A 16,066-nucleotide genomic window follows, 5' to 3' on the forward strand; every position below is an offset into this window, starting at 1 on the left:
AGCGCCTACGAAAGATCCGCAGGGCGGGGCAGGCGCGGCGGCTTCCAGTCGTTGATCCAGCTCTCCGCCCGGGCCATCGTCGACGGCGGGGCCATCCGCAGCACCGCGGTGCGCACGGCGGCCCCGACCGGGTTGCGCAGCAGCGGCCCCAGCGAGCCCGCCCGGATCGACGTCCGCCAGACGCGCTGGCTCCGCGGCCGGCGCAACGCGTCGTACTCGCGCAGGCCCGCGGCGACGTCGGGGGTCGAAGCCAAAGCAGCCGCCAGCACGACCGCGTCCTCGATGCCCTGGCAGCCACCCTGGCCCAGGTACGGCGGCATGGCGTGGGCGGCGTCGCCGAGGAGGGCGAGGCGGCCGGAGACGTAGGTCGGGAGCGGGGTGGCCAGGTGGTACAGGTCGTGGTGGAGGATCTCCGGCGTCGCGGTGATGAGGGAGCGCACGGGGGCGTGCCAGTCGCCGTAGGTGTCCAGCAGGTAGGCGCGCACGTCGTCGTGGCGGAGGCCTTCCGGGCGGGCCTCGGCGATCCACCAGTACACGCGCCCGTCGAGCAGGGGCAGGATCCCCACTTCGGTGCCGCGGCCCCAGGCGGTGCTCAAGCGTGACGGCACCTCGGCGATGCCGCGGAACGCCGTGCCGCGGCTGTAGGCGAGGCGGGCGTGCGGGTGCAGGGACTGCCGCACGGGGCTGTGGATGCCGTCGGCGGCCACGACCAGGTCGGCGCGGATCGAGCCACTCGCGTGGTGGACGACGCCGTCGGGCGTGGCGGAGAGCACTTCGACCCCGGTGTGCAGACTCGACTCCGGCAGCGCAGAGCACAGCGCCTCGATCAGATCCGCCCGGTGGATCGCGGCGAGCGGCAGGCCGTAGCGCCGGACGTACGCGCTCATGTCCCAGCCCGCGAGCCGCCGGCCGCGAGGGTCGAGCACGGCGCCGTCGCGCTGCGGGCTCAGCGGCGCCTCGACACCCAGCTCCGTGAGCGCACGCTGCGCGTTGGGCCAGATCGAGATCCCGGCGCCGATGCCGGTGAGCTCCGGTGCGCGCTCGTACACCGTGACTCGCCAGCCCGTGCGGTGCAGGCCGATCGCCGCGCACAGTCCCCCGATGCCGCCGCCGATCACGACCGCGTGTCGCATGACCGCCTCCTCTACGTCTGTAGAGGACTCTACACCTGTAGAGTGATGATCGTGGACAGGATTTCGGCGATCGGCGACGCGGCCATCGAGGTGATCGCAGCCGAAGGCATGCGCGGGCTCACCCACCGCGCCGTCGATCGGGCGGCAGGGCTGCCGGCCGGCTCGACGTCGTACTACGCGCGCACCCGCCTCGCGCTGCTGGAGCTCGCCATGGCGCGGATGGTGGAGCTCGACCGGGCCGTGATCGATCCCGACGCGCGCGACCTCGCCGACGTGCTGGCCGCGACGGTCCACGCCGCCATCACCGCCGGCCGCACCCGCATGCTCGCCCGCTACGAGTTCGCGCTCGAAGCCACGCGCCGCCCGGAGCTGCGCGCCGCCTACTCCGAAGGCGGCCGTGAAATCCGGGACCGCTGCGTCGAACTGCTCGCGGCCGCCGGTTCGCCGCGGGCTGAGCAGCACACCCGCGTGCTGCTCAACTGGCTCGACGGCGCGATCTTCGACGCGCTCGCCGGCGCCGGGTCGACAAATCCTCCTGGCCAGCAGGAACTCGCCGACGGCGCCCGCGCGGTCCTCACCGGACTCGGCCTGCCCCTCACGCGGTGAAGGGGCCCCTCGCACGAGGGGCCCCTCCAGCAAAGAAAATCAGGCGTCACGCCGCTTCAGCACCGAACTGCCGAAGAACAGCCCCGCCGCCGCCCACACCAGGCAGATCAGTACCCCCACCAACGGCGAGTACGGCGAAACCCCACCCAGCAACGGGTTCGTCTCCCCGGCGGGAACCATCCCGTTGAGCCCCGCGAACGCCGGGAAGTAGTTCATGATTTCCGGCGCCACATAAGCGGAAAGCAAAATCGGCAACGGCAGCAGCAGCACCATCGTCACCACGATCGTCCCCGCCGCGCTGCGCAGCGCGAACCCGATGCCCGCGCACAGCACCCCCAGCAGCGCGAAGAACGCCCCCATACCCGCGGCCGCCGCGAACCCGTCACCGAACGTCGTCGTCACGGCCGCACCCGGCATCAGCACCGCCGCGGTCGCCATGCCGAGCAGCGCCACCACCACGCCGTACGCGAACAGCACCGGCACCAGCACGGCCGCCTTCGCGAGCGCCAAGGTCGAGCGCACCGGCACCCACTGCAGCGTCGAGCGGATGCTGCCGCTGGCGTACTCGCTCGTGACGAACAGTGTGGCCACCGCGATCACGCAGAACTCGGTGAGGTAGATCGAGCCGTTCACCACGATGTCGTGCGGGCCCTGCGGTGGTTCGGTGTCGCCCAGCCGTTGCGACAGCCCGGAAACGGCGCTGTAGAGCAGCATCAGCAGCACCCCGCCGGCGAGGCTCCACCACGTGCTGCGCACCGACCAGAACTTCGTCCACTCCGATGCGACGGCCCCCGAAAGCCCGCCGCCCGCGCGTACCTGCGTGGTCGTCATGCCGTCACCCCGTATTCCACCGACGAAGCGGTCAGTTCCATGTACGCCTGCTCCAGCGAGGCCGTCCGCTCACCGAGGCCGTGCAGCCGCACGCCCAGCTCGTGCGCAAGATCGCCGACTTCGCCGACGTCGGCGCCGGTCACCACCAGCTCGTCGGCCTCGCCCGGCTCAACTGCAGCGCCGCGCGTCAGTAGGTGCCGGGCGAGCGTGTCGCGCTCAACGGGCGTCGGCACGCGCACCGAAACCGAGCTGAGCGAGTTGCCGGCGATGAACTCGTCGACGGGCGCGTCGGCGAGCAGTTTTCCCTTGCCGATCACCACGAGGTGGTCGGCGGTCAGCTGCATTTCGCTCATCAGGTGGCTCGACACGAACACCGTGCGGCCCTCCTCGGCGAGTGAGCGCATGAGCTGACGCACCCAGCGAACACCGTCGGGGTCCAGGCCGTTCACCGGCTCGTCGAACATCAGCACGCCGGGGTCGCCGAGCAGCGCGCCCGCGATCCCCAGCCGCTGCCCCATGCCGAGCGAGAACTGGCCCGCCCGCTTGCCGGCGACGTCGGTGAGCCCGACCGTCGCGAGCACCTCCTCGACGCGCGACGCGGGAATGCCGTTGCTGCGCGCCATCGCGAGCAGGTGCCGCCCGGCGCTGCGGCCCGGGTGCAGCGCTTTCGCTTCGAGCAGCGCGCCGACCTCCCGCAGCGGGTGCTTGAGCTCGGCGTACGGCTTGCCGTTCACCAGCACGCTGCCCGCCGTGGGCCGGTCGAGGCCCACCGTCATGCGCATCGTCGTCGACTTGCCCGAACCGTTCGGCCCGAGGAACCCCGTGACGCTGCCGGGTGCGACGACGCACGTGAGCCCGTCGACGACCGTCTTCTCCCCGTAGCGCTTCGTCAGTCCGCGAAGCGTGATCATGTGCCCTCCCATGGGTTCGATCCCTTGGGTAGGAAGTCTGCGATTCGCGGGGCGCCGCGGACATCGGACTTCCGGCTCTTGCCACCCCCGACCTTCGACAGGGGTCAGCGCGACCGGCGGGTGGTGTGGCGCGTCGGTGTGGCCGTCGCGGGGTCCTCGGGCCAGGGGTGCTTCGGGTAACGGCCACGCAGGTCGGCGCGCACGGCCGCGTACCCGGTGCGCCAGAACGACTCCAGGTCGGCCGTCACGGCGGCGGGCCGGCCGGCGGGGGAGAGCAGGTGCAGCAGCACCGGGACGCGGCCGTCGGCGACGGTCGGGGTGGCCGTCCACCCGAAGGTCTCCTGCAGCTTCACCGCGAGCACGGGCTGGTCGGCGGTGTAGTCCACGCGGTAGTGGGAGCCGGACGGGACTTCGAGGCGGTCGGGCGCCAGCTCGTCGAGGCGCGCGGCTTCGGGCCACGGCAGCAGGCCGCGCAGGGCGCTGCCGGCGTCGAACGTGGCGAGGTCCGCGCGGCGGCGGGCGCGGGAGAGGTCGAGCCACCTGTCTACTTCGGACAGTAGTGTGTCGTCGTCGACGGCCGGCCACGGGGCGCCGAGCACGCGGTGCAGGAACGCCATCCGCTCACGCAGGCTCCGGCCGTCTTCGCTCCAGCGCAGCAGGCCCAGGCCTTCGGCGCGCAGGCCGGTGACCAGGGCTTCGTGCACCAGCTGCGGCTTCGGCGACCGCAGCGGGCGTTCGGCGAGCACGATGGCGCCGAGGCGGCGAACGTGTCGGGCCACCACGTCGCCGTCCCACGCGACTTCGTCCACTTCGGACACCAGGGCGGGCGCGGCCCGCACGGCGAGGGTTTCGTCGGCGACGGCGGCGAGCCGGATCGTGCCCTGCACGCGGCCGGGGTCGCGCGTGGCTTCGCCGACGGCCAGCCATTCGGAGGCGCCGAGACCGCCGCCCGCCGGGAGCTCGGCCGCGGTACCGCCGGCCATGAGGTACACGGGTGCGTTTCCCGGCCGACGCCTCGCGAGCCGTTCGGGGTGAGCCAAGGCGACGACCAACGCGGCGTCGGGTTTGCCCGCATTGCCAGGGGATTTCACCAAGCCCGAAAGCCGCCGGACCTCCGTTTTCCACCGCCGCGCCGCGTCGTCCGTGCCGCCGCGCAGGCGCCGCAGCTCGGCCTCGACGTCGGTCAGCTGCGCTCCCGCGTCGAGGAGGGCCACGACCTCGGCGGCCACCCGCGTACCCACCGCGGCGGATCCGTCGAGCAGCGCGCGGGCGAGCCGCGGGTGCAGGCCGAGGTCGGCCATCCGGCGTCCGCGCGGGGTGATGGTGCCGTCGGCGGTCGTCGCGCCCAGCGTGACCAGCAACGTCCGGGCGGCGGCCAGCGCGCCCTCGCCCGGCGGGTCCCACCAGGCGAGGGCGCTGCCGTCCGGGGTGGACCAGCACGCGAGCTCCAGCGCGAACCGCGCGAGCTCGGCCGTACGGATCTCCGGCTCGGGGTACGCGGGCAGTGTCGCCTGCTCGTGCTCCGGCCAGCAGCGGTACGCGCGGCCGGGTGCTTCGCGGCCCGCGCGTCCGGCTCGTTGCTCGGCGACGGCCGCGGACACGCGCACGGTCGCCAGCCCGGCGAGGCCGCGCCGGTGATCCACTCGCGGCACGCGGGCCAGCCCGGAGTCCACAACGGACCGCACGCCGGGCACGGTGAGGCTCGACTCCGCGACGGCCGTGGCCAGCACCACGCGCCGGCGGTCACGGGGCCGCAACGCGTCGTCCTGGCGGGCGGCGGTGAGGCGGCCGTGCAGCGGCAGCACGTCGGCGTGGAGTGAGCCCAGCTGCGCGGTCGTACGCGCGATTTCCCCCGCGCCGGGCAGGAACGCGAGCACGTCACCGTCCCCTTCGGACAGTGCCAGCCGGATCGTCGACGCCACCGTGGCCTCGATCCGCGCGCCGCGGGCGGGCACGCGGTAGGTGAGCTCGACGGGGTAGGTGCGGGCGTGCGCGGTCACCACGGGTGCGTCGCCGAGCAGCTCGGCGAGCCGTCCGGCGGCGACGGTCGCCGACGTCGCGAGCAGCCGCAGGTCGTCGCGCAGGCCGGCGCGGACGTCGAGCAGGAGGGCGAGCAGCAGGTCGGCGTCGAGGTGGCGTTCGTGGCACTCGTCGAGCAGCACCGTCGACACGCCGGCCAGCTCGGGGTCGTTCTGCACGCGCCGCACGAGCAGGCCGGACGTCACGACTTCGATCCGGGTGCGCGCAGACACCTTTCGGTCGCCGCGCACGGAGTACCCGACCGTCTCGCCCACCGGTTCACCCAGCAGCGCGGCCATCCGCGAAGCCGCGGCGCGGGCGGCCAGGCGGCGCGGTTCGGCGACCACGACACGGCCCCCGCCGTGCTCCAGCGCGAGCGGCACGAGCGTGGTCTTGCCGGTGCCGGGCGGCGCGACCAGCACGGCGGTGCCGTGGTCCGCGAGCGCCGCCAGCACGTCGGGCAGCACCGCGCGCACGGGCAGGTCGGGCAGGTTTTCCAGGCGGCTCACTGCTCGGTGATCTCCGGCGGCTTCGGCAACGGGTAGTTCGACGGGCCGATATTTTCCTGCAGCGACCGCAGCCAGTCGCCGTCCGAGACCATCTTGCGGATGGCGTCGTCCACGGCGTGCTGGCCCTCGGTGTCGCCCTTGCGCAGGCCGACGCCGTAGCGCTCGGTCGAGAACGGGTGCCCGACCACGCGCAGCAGCTCGGGGTCCTGCGCGACGTAGCCGGCGAGGATCACCGCGTCGGTGGTCACGGCGTCGACTTGGCCGGCGAGCAGGGCCGTGACGCAGTCGGGGTACCGCGGGTACTCGACGAGCTGCACGGCCTGCGCGAACTTGTCGCGCACTTGCTGCGCCGGGGTCGAGCCGGTGACCGAGCACAGTCGTCGGCCGTTGAGGCTCTCCGGGCCGGTGATGTCCGACGACGTGCGCCGCACAAGCAGGTCCTGGCCGGTCACGAAGTACGGCCCGGCGAACGACACGAGCTGTTTGCGCTTGTCGGTGATCGAGTACGTGGCCACCACGAGGTCGATGCTGCCGGAGGTGAGGTCGGATTCGCGCGTGGCCGGCGTGGTCTCGTGCCACGTGATGTGGGCCGGGTCCACGCCCAGCTCACCGGCGACGAACTCGGCGACGTCCACGTCGAAGCCCACGAACCGGCCGTCGACCGTGCGCTGGGAGAGGCCGGGTTGGTCGAAGCGGATCCCGATCGTGAGGTGGTCACCGTCACGCGCGCGTTTGACCAGCGAATCGCCGGGCGAAACCGTCCCTGGACCGCAGGCCACGCACGTGACCAGCAACAACAGGGCGGCGACCACCGCGCGAACTCGCATGCCCGCCTCCTGTCGGTGGGTGTTGACAACTCACGAAGTTCTCAGGTCCGGCGGCTAGCCTAGGCGTGTGCGACGACTGTCCCAACCCGTGCTCGACACCATCGGCACCCTCGCCCGGCTCGGGCTCGCGGCCGTGTGGCTCGTTTCTGGTGCCATAAAACTGGCCTCGCCGGGGCAGACGTTCATCGCCGTGCAGGCCTACGACGTGCTGCCGAGCGCGCTGGTCCGGCCGGTCGCGACCGCGTTGCCGCTGGTCGAGCTGGTGCTGGGCCTGCTGCTGCTGTTCGGGCTGGCCACGCGCTGGGTCGCCACCGCGGCGCTGGTCATGCTGGCCGTGCTCGTGGCGGGCATCGCGCAGTCGTGGGCGCGCGGGCTGAGCATCGACTGCGGCTGCTTCGGCGGCGGCGGGCATGTGGCCGCCGGCCAGACCGAGTACCCGCAGGAGATCCTGCGCGACACCGGGTTCGCGGTGCTGGCCGTGTGGCTGATGGTGCGTCCGCGTTCGTTCTTCTCGGTCGACGGCTGGCTCGGCTGGGGCCGGCAGCGCGCGGCTGTGGAGGATGCGGCTGTGGAGGATTCCGCGGAGACAGGGAGCTCCGCGGCGCTGGGGGACGAGTACTCCCCGAGCATCGCTGAAGGGAAATAGGAACCGTGGGTGAAGCAGCGCGGAAGCGCCAACGCCAGGCGCAGGCCGCGAAGTCGGTCGCGCAGGCGAGGGGTGCCTCGAGCGACCGGAACAAGATCATCGCCGTCGTCGTGGCGGTCGTGGTCGTCGCCGCGGTGGTGATCGGCGGCGTCGTGTGGATCAACTCGAGCAAGAACTCCACCGAGGGCACGGCCATCGCGCCGACTACGTCCACGACGCTCGGCCCCGGCGTGGTCGAGAAGCTCGACGGCGTGGTCGTCTCCGTCGGCAAGCCCGGCGCGCCCAAGACCATCGACCTGTACGCCGACTTCCTGTGCCCGTATTGCAAGCAGCTGCAGGACACCTACGGTCCGAAGATGGAGCAGGCGGTCAACAGCGGCCAGCTGACCGTCCGGTACCACATGGTGACGCTGCTCAACGAGAACTCGGACCCGCCGGGCTACTCGCTCGACTCGGCCAACGCGGCGCTGGCCGCGGTCTCGTCGCAGAAGTTCACCGCGTTCCACGACGCGCTGTTCAAGAGCCAGCCGGAAGAGGGCGGCCGTGGCTACGACAAGGCGCAGCTGATCAAGCTCGGCCACGACCTGGGCATCACAGACCCGAAGTTCGACCAGACGGTGAACGCCGGGACCTACGACCAGCAGATCCAGGCCGCTTTCCAGCAGACGGAGAACGACTCGAACCTGGCCCAGGACTTCCCCAATGGCCAGCACGGGTTCGGCACGCCGACCGTCGCGGTCAACGGCAAGGCCATCTCGACCCAGGGCGACTGGCTCACCGGCGTGCTGAACGGCACCGGCAGCTGACCACCTGATCCGGTCATTTCGCCTGTCCGGGCACAACCCGTCCGTTAACCTGGCCCTCTCGGCTCAGGGGAGGGGCGGGTTGTGTCCGGTTTTCATTCTGGTCTTCACGCCGCCGACGGCGCCTACGAGACGTACGCGCGCCAGGTCGATCCACTCGGGGACGACGTCCGGCTGGCGGGCTCGCGGCACATCGCCCCGCACGTGACGGTCGGTTTCTCCGACATGGGCCACGAGTCTGGCTTCTCCGGCGCGTACGGCGCGCGAATGCGTTCGCTGCAGTAGCGGCTGCACGCCCTCGGCGGTGGGTGGCACCAGGTCGGCGAGGCCGCGCGGCGCACACAGGGCAACTTCGCCGCGGTGGAGGAGGAGCACGGCGACGCGCTCCGCAGGCTTCGGTGACCGCCGAGGTCGAGCAGGTCGTGCGCGGCGGGCTGGACACCACGAACCAGCTCGCGGCCAAGCTCAAGCACGACCCGGGTGCCGTCAACGGCGCGCGTGACGGGCACGTGGCGCTGCGGACGTCCGTCGGCCAGGTCCGTGATCAAGCCGGCTCGCAGCGCTCTCAGCTCGCCGACTCCGCGTCCGGCTACACCGCCGATCGCGCGAGTGCGACGTCGCAGGGCCTGGAGAAGGAGATCCAGGACCTGCTCGACGAGAGCGCCGAGATCGAGAAGGCGGTGGCCGCGGCGGCGGAGACGCTGCACGTCGGCGAGATCCGCAACGACCAGGTGCGCGACCAGGTCGTGCGGGAGATCGCGGCGTCGATGAAGGCGTTGCAGGCTGTGAACGGAATCCAGCCGCCGGAGAGCCGCGCGGCCGCGGCCAGGCAGATCCTGCTGCAGCTGCAGACGAAGATCGGGCAGCTCACCGGGCAGGCGGCCAAGTTCTCGGAACAGACGATCAACCAGCTGACCTCGTTGGGCCGGCAGCTGGGTGGGGTCCGATGCGACCACGACCAGCTAGGCGTCTCATGTGCCGCAGTCGTTCAACAGCAACGGCGCGCACGCCGGTGGGGGTGACGGCGGTGGCCGTGTCGTCGGGGTTGGCGGGTTTGTCGGGAAGCCCCGGCTGCCGGTGGCGATCCCGCCGCAGCCGGGCACCGGCGTCGACATCAACCTGCCCGGCGGGCGGACGGTGAAGGCGCCCAACGAGACGGCCGCGAAAGCCGTGCGCGCCGCGTTGTCGCAGCTCGGCGGGCCGTACGTGTGGGGCGGCACCGCGCGCGGGCAGGGGCTGGACTGCAGTGGGTTGACGATGACGTCGTACCAGGACGCGGGTTTGCAGCTGCCGCGCACGGCCCGGCAGCAAACTGTGGGCGCGGAGGTGCCGTCGATCGACCAGCTGCTGCCCGGCGACCTCGTGGTGTGGTCCGGCCATGTCGCCATGGTGATCGGCGACGGGCAGATGGTCGAGGCGGGCGATCCCGTGCAGCTTGGCAAGATCCGCACGACGAACGCGGGGCAGCAGTTCATCGGTTTCTACCGGCCGACGGGGTGAGGATTTTCGTGGCTGAGTTCGATGTCGGTCTGGAAGCCGCGCGCATCGCGGACGCTTCCGCCCGCGCCGGCGCGGAAGCCGACGCGCGGTTCGCGCGCTCGGGCCCGGTGGTGGGCGAGGCGGAATCGCACGGGGTCGCCGTCTCGGTGGCGCCCGGCGGTTTGTTGGTGGGCTTGACGATTTCGCGCAGCGCCTTGCGTTCCGGCTCGGACGCGCTGGCTTCGTTGATCATGGACCTTTCGAGCCGCGCCACGCGACGCGCGGGCGACCGGATGAACGAGGTCCTTTTGACTAACGGCGCGGCGGCAGCTTTTCGCACAACGGCTGGGGAAACTCCGGCAGCGCGGCGCGGATTTCTTCGCAGGTGCCGGTTTTCGTGCCGTTCTCCTGCTTCCAGCCCCGCGGGTCCCACGCGTAGACGACTCGCTGCACCGGCCCGGCCGGGGGGACGCAACTCGTGTTGCCGACCGGGCAGTCCCCGACGTGCCGGTTGAGGTCGAGTACCAGCCACCGCCCGTCACACACGAGCACGTCGCGCACTCCGTGCAGGTGCTTCACCGGCACGTCGAGGTCGAACACCGCCCGGTCGACCCACGCGTCGGCGCAGTGATCGGCCGGCGGTGTGCAGCCGAGGAACTCGTCGCAGCGGGCGAACGTGGCGCCCGTGCGGTGCCAGGCGTCGGTGTTCAGCACCAGCGCGCGGTTGCCGATCGGGGCTGCCGCGGTGAACGGGACGTCCGCGAGTTGCTGGGTCGGGCAGGCGCCGAAGGCCGAGTTCGACGACTCATAGACGACGTTGGTGTTCACAGCGTCCGCTGTCTCCGTCGCTCCGGGGATCGGCTCGACGTGCGGTGAACGGGAGCAGCCGGGGTTACCGGCGGGCAGCAGCACGTGGATCACGACCGAGGCCGGGTCCGGGCCGGGGTCGATGCCGTCGACCCGTGCGGCGAAGGTGACCCAGTTCTGCGGGGCGGTCGAAGCGGTGGGTGCCGCCGGCGTCGTTCGCGAAAAGGTGTAAACGAGCGCACCGATCACCAGCACGGCGAGCACGATGAGTGCGGGCGCGACGAACTTGCGAGTCATGGTCCCTCCCCAGGCCGAGGGCCAGATTACCCGGTACAGCCGCATTGTTCGCCTTTTCGGCGGTCCCGGTCACCGGCAACCGGTTTGTCCGCAAGGTCTGGACCACTCGTGAAACCTGTGTATTAATTCAAGACGTGAAGTTTGGTCCCTCGACGAGGAGTAGCCAGATGCGCGTTGGTCGTTCGATCACGCTGGGGGTGCTGGCCGCGGCGCTGACGGTGAGCGCGCACGCGCCGGCGCTGGCCGGGAACCAGCCTGTGTACAAGGATGCGCGGCGGCCGGTTTCGGTGCGCGTCGCGGATTTGATGAAGCGCATGACGCTCGACGACAAGCTCGGCCAGATGATGCAGGCCGAGCGGCTGGGCGTGAAATCGCCGGCGGACGTGACGACGGGGCGGCTGGGGTCGCTGCTGTCGGGTGGCAGCTCGCAGCCGACGCCGAACACACCGGCGACCTGGGCCGACATGTACGACGGCTTCCAGAAGGCCGCGCTGGCAACACCGCTGGGTATCCCGCTGATCTACGGCGTTGACGCGGTGCACGGCCACAACGGCGTGTACGGCGCGACCGTGTTCCCGCACAACATCGGGCTCGGCGCGTCGCGCGATCCGAAGCTGGTGGAGAAGATCGGCCGCGCCACGGCGGAAGAGGTGTCCGGCACGGGCATCGACTGGGACTTCGCGCCGTGCCTGTGCGTCGCGCGCAACGACCGCTGGGGGCGGACGTACGAGTCGTTCGGCGAGGTGCCGCAGCTCGCCACGGAGATGACGTCGATCATCACCGGGCTGCAGGGCCGCTCGCTGGGCGGTCCGGCGTCGGTGCTGGCGACGGCGAAGCACTACGTCGGCGACGGCGGCACCACCGGCGGCGTGAACGAGGGCAACACGCAGCTCAGCGAGCAGGAACTGCGCGCGATCCATCTGCCGCCGTTCAAGGAGGCGGTGAAGCGCGGCGTCGGCTCGGTGATGGTGAGCTACTCGAGCTGGAACGACGTGAAGCTGCACGCCAACTCCTACCTCGTCACCGACGTCCTCAAGAAGGAGCTCGGTTTCGACGGCATCGTCGTCTCGGACTACAACGGCGTCGACAAGATCGACGGCCAGACCGGCTTCACACCCGACGAGGTCGAGGCATCGATCAACGCGGGCATCGACATGGTGATGGTGCCCTACGACTGGCAGAAGTTCATCGACACCCTGCGCACTCTCGTGCAGGACGGCAAGGTGCCGATGTCGCGCATCGACGACGCCAACCGGCGCATCCTCACGAAGAAGTTCCAGCTGGGGCTTTTCGAACACCCGCTCACCGACCGGCGTTACCTCGGCACCATCGGCAGTCAGGAACACCGTAACCTTGCGCGCCAGGCGGTGCGGGAGTCACAGGTGTTGTTGAAGAACGAACACAACGTGTTGCCGCTCGACAAGAGCCGCAACAAGGTCTTCGTGGCGGGCAAGAGCGCCGACGACATGGGCAACCAGGCCGGCGGCTGGACCGTCGGCTGGCAGGGCACGTCGGGACCGGTCATCCCGGGGACGACGATCCTGCAGGGCATCGAGAACACGGTGAAGAAATCGTCCACCGTCACCTTCAGCAAGGACGGCAGCGGGATCGACAAGTCCTACGACGTCGCCGTCGCTGTGGTGGGGGAGACGCCGTACGCGGAGACCAAGGGCGACCGGCCGGGGGACATGGGCCTCGACGCCACCGACCTCGCGACGCTGCAGAAGCTGCACGACTCGGGCGTGCCGACGGTGGTCGTGCTCGTGTCGGGCCGTCCGCTGGACATCGCCAAGCAGCTGCCGGGCTGGGCCGGTCTGATCGAATCGTGGCTGCCGGGCAGCGAAGGCCAGGGCGTGGCCGACGTGCTCTTCGGCGACTACAACCCGACCGGCAAGCTGCCGGTCACCTGGATGCGCAGCGCCGACCAGCAGCCGATCAACGTCGGCGACGGGAAGCCCGCGTTGTTCCCCTTCGGCTACGGGCTGCGCTACCACCAGCGTTTCCCGTGGTGATGCACCAGAAGTAACCCTTCCTCCTCTCCCCATCCCCCACCGGAAGGATCGCCCATGTTCGCCAAACGACGCCCGTTCGGGCTGGTCGGGAAAGCGCTGGTGTTCTTCGCCGCGTGCCTCGGCCTCGCGTACGGTTCGCCCGCGCTGACGCCGCACGCCGCCGCGGCGACGCCGTTCAAAGTGCTCGCTTTCTACAGCGGCACGTACGACGCGGCTCACATCAGCTTCGAAAACGAAGCGCGCCCGTGGTTCCAGCAGCAGGCGGCAGCCAACGGCTACACGTTCACGGCCACCAACAACTGGAACCAGCTCACCTCGCTGACCACCTCGCAGGCCGCGGTGGTGATGTTCCTCGACGACCAGCCGCAGTCGCAGGCGCAGTTCGACGGGTTCAAGCGCTACATGGACTCCGGCGGCGGGTTCTTCGGCTTCCACGTGACGGCGTACAACGACAACTCGTCACCGTCCTATTCGAACTGGTTCCACAACGACTTCCTCGGCACCGGCCGGTTCGTCTCCAACTCGTGGGGCCCGACCGGTGAGACGCTGAAGATCGAGAACCGCACGCACCCGTCCACGGTGAACCTGCCGGCGACGATCCAGTCTTCGGTGAGCGAGTGGTACTCCTGGCAGAATGACCTGCGCCAGAACCCGAACATCTCGATCCTGGCCTCGCTCGACCCGGGCACGTTCCCGGTCGGCGACGACCCGTCGCAGACGTGGTACAGCGGGTACTACCCGATCATGTGGACGAACAAGAGCTACAAGATGATCTACGCGAACTTCGGCCACAACAAGATGAACTACGACACCAACACCGCGCTGTCGTCGACGTTCGCCAGCCCCGACCAGAACCGCTTCGTGCTCGACGGCCTGCGCTGGCTCGGCGGCGCCACCGGTGACGGTGGCACCACACCGCCCGCCGGCGGGATTTCGTCCACCGCGTGGTACCCGGTGGTGAACAAGGCCACCGGCAAGTGCGTCGACGCGGCCGCGGCGGGCACGACCAACGGAACCGTGGTGCAGCAGTACACCTGCAACGCCACCAACGCGCAGCAGTACCAGTTCCAGCCGACCAGCGACGGGTACGTGCGCGTGAACAACCGCGGCAACGCGGCGGAAGTGCTCGACGTCCAGGATGTGTCCACTGCGGACAACGCCGGCATCCAGCTGTGGTCCTACAGCAACGGCGCGAACCAGCAGTGGCTGCCGGTGTCCGAGGGCGGCGGCTACTACCACCTGACCGCCCGGCACAGCGGCAAGTGCCTGACGGTGCCCGGTGGTTCGACGGCCGACTCCGTGCGGCTCGTGCAGGCCACTTGCAACGGCGGGGCGGCGCAGTCGTTCAAGATCGCTTGAGTTTTCGGTACGTGCCGGGTCCGCCTTGACGCGGCGGCTGGCCCGGCTCGGGGCCGCCTCGGGGTTTCCTGCCCCGGGGCGGCCTTTTTCATGTCGGTCGCCAGGTGGTTTGGGTGCGGATCACGACGACGGCGAGCGCGAGGAGTGCGACGGCGATGACGACGGCGGCCCAGCGGCCTTGTTCGTTGGCCGACCACGCCGTGGCGGCGGGGAGCAGGACGAGGGAAGTCGCGAGATAGGCGAGGTGCATGCCGAGTTCGGCGGGGCGGTCTCCGGTCAGGAGGCCGGTGACGTCGGCGATGGCCTGGACGACGAGGGCCAGCTCCACGACGGCGAGTGCCGGGAGTGCCTTTTCGCGGCGGTAGCGGCCGGCGAGCCCGGTGCCGAGCACGGCGAGCCCGCCGGCCACGCAGACCACCGTGGTGGCGAAGGCCAGTGTTTCGATCACGCCGTTGCCTGGCGTGCTTCTGTGTTCGGCAGTGTTTCGCGCCGTGTTTCCCGCTGTGCCCTGGCTTTGCGACGGCGGCGTTTCGAGCCGGAGCGGAACAGCCAGGTCGAGATCCCCGTGAGCATCAACGCCAGCGGCGCGAGGCCGAGGACGAACCAGACGATCCGCCACCAGCCGCCGACGAGCCAGCCGAAGTGGGCGGGCTCGAAGACCTTGTCGTAGAACGAGTTCGCACCCGGCTCGGGTATGGCGTCCACATCGGACAGGTGGGTGGCGTCGTGGCTGTCGACGTACACGGTGTGGTCGCCGCCGAAGAACGTGCGGGCGCCGTAGGGCTGGTAGCCCTCACTGGCGATGGAGACGCTGTAGTAGCCGTCCTGCGGCGTGGTCAGGTACCTGATTTCGCCGGGAGTTTTGGCCAGCGCCGCGGCGGCCGCCTGGTCGATGTCGATTTCCGGGGTGCCGGGCGCGGCTGCGTTGGCGGTGAATGAGTACTTCTGCGGGTCGGCGGCCGTCCCGCCGGTGACCGCGAGCCACGCGTCCTTGACCGGCGGCAGGTAGAAGGCGGCGCCGGTGACGCCCCACATGAGCACGAACGGCACCGCGACGATGCCGATCACGTTGTGCAGGTCGTAGTCACGCGCGAAGCGGCCTTTGCTCGTGCGGACGCGGAAGCCGCGGGAGAAGCGCCGGAAGCCGGGCCACCACACGACGATGCCGGTGATCGCGAGCAGCACCATCAACAGCCCGAGCACGACCTCGAGCAGCAGCCCCCAGTTCGTGCCGGGCGGCCAGGCGAACCCGATGGTCGGCACGGGTTTCGCGAGCCACGACACGTAGCCCGGGTAGCCCTCGCAGGTGAGGCCGCAGTCGTGGAGGTTCGCGAGGAACCCCATGACCCCGCTCTCGAGCCGGGTGCTCCCGTTGATGTGCCCGGTCCCGGGGTCGACTGCGTACGCCTCGACGAAGTCCGGGTCACCGACCGCGATCACGCCGCCATCGTTGCTCACCCACGCGGGGGAGAACCCCGGGTGCGCTGTGGCCACGATGTCGCGCGCCTGCTGGAGGCTGATCGGGTGCTCGGTGGGCGTCTGGTGGTAGAAGTCGCTGTGCGTCGCGCGGAAGTACTCGCCGCGGTACAGCAGGATCGCCCCGGACGTCGTCTCGAGCACCAGGAACAACCCCAGCACCAGCGACGTCCACCGGTGCGTCACGACCAAGACACGCCGCACGGGCTTGCGCTTCAGCCAGCGCCTGAACTTGCCGGAGCGGGCCGGCGCCTGGGCGCGCGTCAGTTCGTCGGTGCTCATCCGTCCCCCTCGATCCGGTGATCAAAGTGAGGTTAGCCTTACTTAACTCTCACGTAAAGGGTCGAGGTG

At 70.5% G+C, this 16,066-nt stretch carries 14 protein-coding genes and 2 pseudogenes; 7 read left to right on the plus strand and 9 right to left on the minus strand.

Features of this window, described 5'->3' with window-relative positions; genetic code table 11:
- Positions 1–5: 5 nt before the first annotated feature.
- Entirely contained in the window at positions 6–1,133 is a 1,128-nt protein-coding gene (locus AB0H62_RS23970; RefSeq protein WP_360588244.1) for an FAD-dependent monooxygenase, read from the minus strand.
- A 45-nt stretch (positions 1,134–1,178) separates the two neighbouring features.
- On the opposite strand from AB0H62_RS23970, the gene AB0H62_RS23975 reads away from it, so the two are divergent.
- Entirely contained in the window at positions 1,179–1,739 is a 561-nt protein-coding gene (locus tag AB0H62_RS23975; RefSeq protein WP_360588625.1) for a TetR/AcrR family transcriptional regulator, read from the plus strand.
- 39 nt (positions 1,740–1,778) lie between these two features.
- Here the strand turns inward: AB0H62_RS23975 and AB0H62_RS23980 are convergent, their stop codons facing one another.
- The 4 genes from AB0H62_RS23980 to AB0H62_RS23995 form a co-directional block, all read right to left on the minus strand.
- Positions 1,779–2,570, minus strand: coding sequence for an ABC transporter permease (locus AB0H62_RS23980; protein ID WP_360588246.1), 792 nt, complete (start codon positions 2,568–2,570; stop codon positions 1,779–1,781).
- The gene (locus AB0H62_RS23985; RefSeq protein ID WP_360588248.1) at positions 2,567–3,481 is read right to left on the minus strand and encodes an ATP-binding cassette domain-containing protein; all 915 of its coding nucleotides are present in this window, start codon (positions 3,479–3,481) and stop codon (positions 2,567–2,569) included. The genes AB0H62_RS23980 and AB0H62_RS23985 overlap by 4 nt, the downstream gene beginning before the upstream one ends.
- A 104-nt stretch (positions 3,482–3,585) precedes the next feature.
- Positions 3,586–6,009, minus strand: a complete 2,424-nt coding sequence (gene hrpB, locus AB0H62_RS23990) for an ATP-dependent helicase HrpB (protein WP_360588250.1) — start codon at positions 6,007–6,009, stop codon at positions 3,586–3,588.
- Entirely contained in the window at positions 6,006–6,836 is an 831-nt protein-coding gene (locus tag AB0H62_RS23995) for a glutamate ABC transporter substrate-binding protein (RefSeq protein WP_360588252.1), read from the minus strand. The genes hrpB and AB0H62_RS23995 overlap by 4 nt, the downstream gene beginning before the upstream one ends.
- Before the next feature lie 88 nt (positions 6,837–6,924).
- On the opposite strand from AB0H62_RS23995, the gene AB0H62_RS24000 reads away from it, so the two are divergent.
- The 4 genes and pseudogenes from AB0H62_RS24000 to AB0H62_RS24015 all read left to right on the plus strand — a co-directional run bounded on the left by AB0H62_RS24000 (position 6,925) and on the right by AB0H62_RS24015 (position 9,785).
- The gene (locus AB0H62_RS24000; protein WP_220246602.1) at positions 6,925–7,482 is read left to right on the plus strand and encodes a MauE/DoxX family redox-associated membrane protein; all 558 of its coding nucleotides are present in this window, start codon (positions 6,925–6,927) and stop codon (positions 7,480–7,482) included.
- A 5-nt stretch (positions 7,483–7,487) separates the two neighbouring features.
- A complete protein-coding gene (locus AB0H62_RS24005) occupies positions 7,488–8,288 on the plus strand; it encodes a thioredoxin domain-containing protein (protein ID WP_360588254.1) in 801 nt (266 codons plus the stop codon).
- 81 nt (positions 8,289–8,369) lie between these two features.
- Positions 8,370–8,687, plus strand: a pseudogene (locus AB0H62_RS24010) (hypothetical protein).
- Positions 8,684–9,785: pseudogene (locus AB0H62_RS24015) on the plus strand (NlpC/P60 family protein). The pseudogenes AB0H62_RS24010 and AB0H62_RS24015 overlap by 4 nt, the downstream one beginning before the upstream one ends.
- Here the strand turns inward: AB0H62_RS24015 and AB0H62_RS24020 are convergent.
- Complete coding sequence (locus AB0H62_RS24020; protein WP_220246603.1) at positions 9,757–10,017, minus strand: hypothetical protein; 261 nt, start codon at positions 10,015–10,017, stop codon at positions 9,757–9,759. The pseudogene AB0H62_RS24015 and the gene AB0H62_RS24020 overlap by 29 nt on opposite strands.
- A 59-nt stretch (positions 10,018–10,076) precedes the next feature.
- The gene (locus AB0H62_RS24025) at positions 10,077–10,868 is read right to left on the minus strand and encodes a hypothetical protein (RefSeq protein ID WP_360588257.1); all 792 of its coding nucleotides are present in this window, start codon (positions 10,866–10,868) and stop codon (positions 10,077–10,079) included.
- Positions 10,869–11,035: 167 nt separating this feature from the next.
- On the opposite strand from AB0H62_RS24025, the gene AB0H62_RS24030 reads away from it, so the two are divergent.
- Complete coding sequence (locus tag AB0H62_RS24030) at positions 11,036–12,880, plus strand: glycoside hydrolase family 3 N-terminal domain-containing protein (RefSeq protein ID WP_360588258.1); 1,845 nt, start codon at positions 11,036–11,038, stop codon at positions 12,878–12,880.
- 54 nt (positions 12,881–12,934) lie between these two features.
- The gene (locus AB0H62_RS24035) at positions 12,935–14,239 is read left to right on the plus strand and encodes an RICIN domain-containing protein (protein WP_220246606.1); all 1,305 of its coding nucleotides are present in this window, start codon (positions 12,935–12,937) and stop codon (positions 14,237–14,239) included.
- 88 nt (positions 14,240–14,327) lie between these two features.
- Here AB0H62_RS24035 and AB0H62_RS24040 read toward each other — a convergent pair whose 3' ends face one another.
- Positions 14,328–14,687, minus strand: a complete 360-nt coding sequence (locus AB0H62_RS24040) for a hypothetical protein (RefSeq protein ID WP_220246607.1) — start codon at positions 14,685–14,687, stop codon at positions 14,328–14,330.
- Positions 14,684–15,997 (minus strand): PepSY-associated TM helix domain-containing protein, encoded by a 1,314-nt coding sequence (locus AB0H62_RS24045; protein ID WP_360588261.1) that lies wholly within the window; start codon positions 15,995–15,997, stop codon positions 14,684–14,686. The genes AB0H62_RS24040 and AB0H62_RS24045 overlap by 4 nt, the downstream gene beginning before the upstream one ends.
- Positions 15,998–16,066 lie beyond the last annotated feature (69 nt).

Origin of the sequence: Amycolatopsis sp. NPDC050768 (assembly GCF_040654155.1) — a bacterium.
Taxonomy (GTDB): Bacteria; Actinomycetota; Actinomycetes; order Mycobacteriales; family Pseudonocardiaceae; genus Amycolatopsis.